The organism is Armatimonadota bacterium (assembly GCA_031459715.1).
Taxonomy (GTDB): domain Bacteria; phylum Sysuimicrobiota; class Sysuimicrobiia; order Sysuimicrobiales; family Humicultoraceae; genus Humicultor; species Humicultor tengchongensis.
On record JAVKIA010000070.1, the window covers coordinates 1 to 3,391 of the forward strand.

General features: G+C 68.4%; 4 protein-coding genes. 2 read left to right on the forward strand and 2 right to left on the reverse strand.

Annotated features, from left to right (window positions below; all coding sequences use genetic code 11):
* A partial coding sequence (locus QN152_13735; GenBank protein ID MDR7540563.1) for a nucleotide sugar dehydrogenase occupies window positions 1–1,348 on the reverse strand: 1,348 nt, incomplete at its 3' end.
* A gap of 400 nt (window positions 1,349–1,748) precedes the next feature.
* Here QN152_13735 and QN152_13740 point away from each other — a divergent pair.
* Both QN152_13740 and QN152_13745 read left to right on the forward strand, forming a co-directional pair.
* Entirely contained in the window at window positions 1,749–2,036 is a 288-nt protein-coding gene (locus tag QN152_13740) for a PIN domain-containing protein (protein MDR7540564.1), read from the forward strand.
* A gap of 80 nt (window positions 2,037–2,116) precedes the next feature.
* On the forward strand, window positions 2,117–2,662 hold the full coding sequence (locus QN152_13745) for a Uma2 family endonuclease (protein MDR7540565.1): 546 nt from the start codon (window positions 2,117–2,119) through the stop codon (window positions 2,660–2,662).
* A gap of 259 nt (window positions 2,663–2,921) precedes the next feature.
* On the opposite strand, the gene QN152_13750 is transcribed toward QN152_13745, so the two are convergent.
* Window positions 2,922–3,391: UDP binding domain-containing protein (locus tag QN152_13750; protein ID MDR7540566.1), on the reverse strand; the 470-nt coding region annotated here is incomplete at its 5' end.

Genomic DNA, 3,391 nt, shown 5'->3' on the forward strand with positions numbered 1-3,391 from the left:
CATCCCGCTGCACATTCTTCCCACGCCCCGTGGTGACCGCCGCCGTGGCGTTGCGCACGTCAAAGACCAACCGCGCCCGCCGCACCACCGCCGCGTAGTCCACGCAGGAGTGGTCGGTCAGGATCAGCACACAGTCCGCCCCCGCCACCAGCTCATCCGTCAGTGGCTGGCTAGTCAACCGCGCCCCCCGTACCTCCACCTCCGGCACGTAGGGGTCGTGGTAGGCCACGTCGATGTTCCGCCGCCGCAGGAGCTCCACCACCCGCACCGCCGGCGAGTAGCGGGCGTCGTCGATGTCCCGCTTGAAGGCCACCCCCAGCACCAGCACCCGCTCCCGGCCCGCACTCCCGTTGTCGTGGAGGGCCGCCAGCAGCCGGTTGACCACGTAAAAGGGCATCTCCTCGTTCACCCGGGCGGCCAGCTCGATGAAGTCCATGTGGAAGTCGTACTCCCGGGCCTTCCACGCCAGATAGTAGGGGTCCACCGGGATGCAGTGCCCGCCCACCAGCCCCGGGCGGAAGGGCAGGAAGCCGTAGGGCTTGGTGGCTGCGGCGTCGACGATTTCCCAGACGTCCAGCCCCATGCGCTCGCACAGTTGCGCCACCTGGTTCACCAGGGCAATGTTCACATTGCGGAAGACGTTCTCCAATAGCTTCGCCATCTCGGCAGCAGCCGGCGAGGAAACCACCACCACCTGCGGGCCCAGGCGCTCCAGCAGCCGTGCCGCCAGGCGCGCACTGGTCGGATCGCACCCGCCCACCACCACCGGCACGTCCTCCACCCCGTAGCGGGTGTTGCCCGGGTCGATGCGCTCGGGTGCAAAGGCCAGGAAGACGTCCTGGCCTACCACCCGGCCCGCCCCCTCCAGCGCCGGCCGCACCACCTCCTCGGTCGTCCCGGGGTAACTGGTGCTGCGCAACACCACCAACTGTCCCGGCCGGCCCCAGCGCGCCACCTGAGCCGCAGCCTCTGAGATGTGGCGGACGTCGGGCTCTTTTTGCTGAGTGAAGGGCGTGGGAACGCAGATGAAGACGGCGTCACACTCCCCAAGCACGGCCGGGTCGCTGCCAACCGCAAGCCGGCCGGTCTCGATCTGCACCCGCACCGCCTCCGCCGGCACATCCCGCAGATACGACCCGCCCGCGGCCAGCGCCTCGACCTTGGCGGCATCCACATCCAGCCCCCGCACCGCAAACCCCCGCCGCCCATAGGCCAGCGCCAGGGGCAGGCCCACATAGCCCAGCCCGACCACCCCGACGGTGGCCGTCCCGGCGTCGATGCGGGCTTCCAGCGCCTCGGCCAGATGTGTGCCGGTGACCTCAGAACCGCTACCGGTCAGAACCCTCATCGCCGCGACCCCCTAAGTACGCCCCCTCATATGAGGACGAATCCGGGTACGGCCTCTCATACGAGGACGAACCCCGCCATGCGAGTACGCGCCCCCGCCTCCCGACACGCGCCGAGGAGCCGACCCGCTCGACGACCACGCCGTCCATTCGCTCATGACGGAGCAGGTAGGCCGGGTGGCGCTCAGCCGGATCGTGGGAGGGCCGACCGGCGAAGACCGTTACGATATGACGTTCTGCCAGGGTGCCGGCCACTAGGGCCGCCATCCGCACAGCGGCCGCGCTATCTGGAGGGAAGTACTGATTGAAGAGCACGATCCTCGCCATTGACGCCCGGCCTTTACCCCGCGCCGCAGGGCGGAGCCGAGGGACGAAGGCTCGCAGATCTATGAGGGAAAGAATATGCTTGTCGTCACCCACCCACGGATCCTCCGCCCGCCCTCGCCCCTGGACGAAGCCCTTGACGCCCTCCAGGCCCTGGTTGCCAGTCCCAGCCTCCAGGTCTTGACTCCCGGGGAGCGGTACTGGCCGCTGTTCCGGGAGATCGCGCACGAGCCCCGCGCCGCGGGGAACCTTGCGTTCGATGCCCAGATTGCTGCGCTGTGCCGGGAACACGGCGTCCGTGTGCTGCTCACCGAAGACCGGGGCTTCCGCCGCTTCCGCGGTCTCCAAATAGAACACCTGGCCTGAGGAGCCGAAGTATTGACACAAGGGCCCTTGGACCGGGCGGCGTTTCGTGTGTGATATGATAAGGCCTACGGAGGGTCGCGATGGGCGTGCGGACCAAGCTGTGGACCCGCGAGGAGTATGAGCGGCTGGTTGCCGCGGGAGCCTTCCCCCCGGAAGCCCGTGTCCAGCTTCTCCAGGGGGAGATCGTGGAGATGACACCTCAGAGCGCCGCCCATGCGGCCGCCGTCGAGTTGGTGCAGGGCGCCCTGCAGGCGCTTGGAGCGGAGTACCGTGTTCGCGTGCAACTGCCCCTGGCCCTGACACCGGATTCTGAGCCGGAGCCCGACCTGGCCGTCGTCGCAGGACCTCCACGCACCCGTGCCGAGCACCACCCGGCGACGGCCGTCCTGGTCGTGGAAGTTGCCGACACCACGCTGGAGTTCGACCGCACCCGCAAGTACGCGATCTATGCCCGGGCGCGCATCCCGGAGTACTGGATTGTCAACCTCGTGGACCATGTCCTGGAGGTTTATCGAGATCCGCAGGAATCCACTTACCGGACAACGTTGCGCCTCGCCCCGGGCCAGAGCATCGCGCCCCTAGCCGTCCCGACATCGCAGATCCCGGTGAGCGATCTGCTTCCGTAGGGCCCCCTCCACCGTCTCCCCCTGGCTGTAGCACCCGGACATCGAGGATCTTCACTACCGGGTTGAAACCGACCGCAAGGTGGCCTTACGCGGCCTTTGCGTGCCCTTGTGAACGGGACTGAAAGAAAGAGATGCCGGCGCGTCCCCGGGGGGCCGCTAGAAGAGGGAAGGGGCTCGAGGGCAATCCAGGTCCGGACCCGGCGCCAGCCCCGGGACGCCGGGCCCTGCAAACTGTGGGGGGAACTCCCAGGCAGCGGCCCTACAGCCGCACGATTTTCTCCCGTCCCTCGGTAACCGCCGCCGTGGCGTTGCGCACGTCAAAGACCAGCCGCGCCCGCCGCACCACCGCGGCGTAGTCCACGCAGGAGTGGTCGGTCAGGATCAGCACGCAGTCCGCACCCGCCACCAGCCCGTCCGAAAGCGGCTGGCTGGTCAGCCGCACCCCCCGCACCTCCACCTCCGGCACGTAGGGGTCGTGATACACCACGTCGATGTTCCGCTGCCGCAGCAGATCCACCACCCGCACCGCCGGCGAGTAGCGGGCGTCGTCCACATCCCGCTTGAAGGCCACCCCCAGCACCAGCACCCGCTCCCGGCCCGTGCTCCCGTTGTCGTGCAGCGCCGCCAGCAGCCGGTTGACCACATAGAAGGGCATCTCCTCGTTCACCCGGGCGGCCAGCTCGATGAAGTCCATGTGGAAGTCGTACTCCCGGGCCTTCCACGCCAGCT

What these genes read in the sequence shown, in the direction of transcription:
- QN152_13740 (MDR7540564.1), top strand. Translation starts at nt 1,749, where the DNA reads ATGCTTGTCGTCACCCACCCACGGATCCTCCGCCCGCCCTCGCCCCTG.
- QN152_13745 (MDR7540565.1), top strand. Translation starts at nt 2,117, where the DNA reads ATGGGCGTGCGGACCAAGCTGTGGACCCGCGAGGAGTATGAGCGGCTG.